Raw genomic sequence first — 1,820 nt, forward strand, 5'->3', positions numbered from 1 at the left:
TGAAATCGGAGGGAACCATGACCAATATCGTCGCCACCGGCGAGCCACCTGAAGCCGTCCGTATCATGATCAAGGTTTATGCCTGCGTGCTGCTCGCAGGATTTGCGTTTGTTCCAGCCTATCTGATTGGCTACTTGTACTTCTTTCAAGACCCCACCCTTATATTCGAGAACCACCTGTTCCATATCATTGCGATCACGGCAGCCACCTTGGCAGGCTTGTTTGTGACTTACGTAACGTGGCGCTGCTATCAGTCATCGGGAGACCCGCTGCTGCGATGGATGACGCTTGGCTTTCTCGGTTTTGTGCTGATCTACGCGTTGCATGGTGCGTTCACCGGACTCGCACACCACAATATCTGGCTCTTCCTGCTTTATGGACCGGCCTCTCGACTGGTCATGGCGAGTCTGCTGTTAGTCGGAATGCTTTCGTACCACCGCCCACCTGATGCCCCGGACCAACGAATGAAGGTCCGCCCGTGGTTGACCTGGATAGGACTGTTCCTGCTGGTTGACCTGGCAGTGGCGTACGTCGCGAATTCGTCGATCGCCGGCCATCTCGCGGTGCGCCTCTCGCTGGAAGGTGGTGCCCTCGTTCTTTCCACATTGACCGTGGCAATGCTCCTGCTGCGCCGTATCAGTTCGCCGCTGATGGTGATTGTTGTCATCTCGGTCACCGCGTTCGCATTGTCCTCTCTCGCCTTTATTCTTGCCCGTCCGTGGAACCACATGTGGTGGCTCGCTCATGTGATCTTCGCCGCTGGATTCTTCCTGTTGAGCTATGGGGTCGTGCAAGCATTCCTCACCACGCGGTCGTTCTCGAAGATTTACAGCCAAGAGGAGCTGATGGTGCGTCTTTCCGAGGCGATGGCGTATACCGAGAGCGCCCTGCAGGAACTCCAGCGCACCAATCAGGAACTCGGGCACCTGGCGGCGACCGATCCACTGACAGGTGCTGATAATCGCCGTCGGTTCATGGAGCGGGTCGAAGCCGAAATTGGCCGGACCGCGCGCGGCGGTGCGCCATTCTCTGTGTTGGCGCTCGATCTCGACAATTTCAAGGCGATCAACGATCGCTTCGGGCATCAGGTTGGCGATGACATCCTGAAGAGGTTCGTGCAGAAATGCCTCGATTCGATCCGGCCGTATGACGGCGTAGCCCGAGTGGGCGGGGAAGAGTTCATGATACTGCTACCTCAGACTTCACTCGAAGGCGCGCAGGTAGTCGCCGAGCATCTGCGAAGCACCGTTGCAAAGACTTCTTTTAATGGCCTGCAGCGGTCAAGCGCGGTCACAGTGAGCATCGGTGTATCGCAATCCGGCCGCGACGGCGACACCATCGAGGCCATTCTGCGTGTAGCCGATCAACGCCTGTATCACGCTAAACACCAAGGCCGTAACCGGGTGGTCACTGCCATCAAAACCAGCCTCCAACCTCTGCCCTGACCCTCATTTCGAAGTTGCTGAAAGCGTCGGCATCGATATCCCGGCTGTTTTCCGGGCTCGCTGAAAATCCTGTGGGAGGGGCGGTGCGGCGATCCTACTTACCTGCGAAGGCGGCCTGACAGCCGGCCTGGCTCTTGCGGATGTACACAGACCCACTGTGGGAGCGAGCCTGCTCGCGATAGCACCACCCCGGATCCAGACGAAACAACCCAGCACTCCGTGTCGCCAACTTCTGATACTCCTGCAAGCCCAAAACCCTAGCAGTTCTGCTAGCTAGGCAACGACTGAAAAAACGCCGATGCTGAAGGCCAGCTTTTTGGACCTTGCACGGAGCTCAGCCAATGTCTACTTCCCCTCGCGAAACCGTACTGTGTC

Annotated in this window: 1 protein-coding gene; it reads left to right on the forward strand. The window is 57.6% G+C overall.

Features of this window, described 5'->3' with window-relative positions; genetic code table 11:
• Positions 1–17: 17 nt before the first annotated feature.
• A complete protein-coding gene (locus F8N85_RS33865; protein ID WP_150807346.1) occupies positions 18–1,445 on the forward strand; it encodes a GGDEF domain-containing protein in 1,428 nt (475 codons plus the stop codon).
• The last annotated feature ends 375 nt before the right edge of the window (positions 1,446–1,820 follow it).

Source organism: Pseudomonas fluorescens (genome assembly GCF_902497875.1).
In the GTDB taxonomy this organism is placed as follows: Bacteria; Pseudomonadota; Gammaproteobacteria; order Pseudomonadales; family Pseudomonadaceae; genus Aquipseudomonas; species Aquipseudomonas fluorescens_BR.

Bases quoted from the DNA above. Each gene is read 5' to 3' on its own strand.
- F8N85_RS33865 (WP_150807346.1), top strand. From the start codon at position 18: ATGACCAATATCGTCGCCACCGGCGAGCCACCTGAAGCCGTCCGTATC.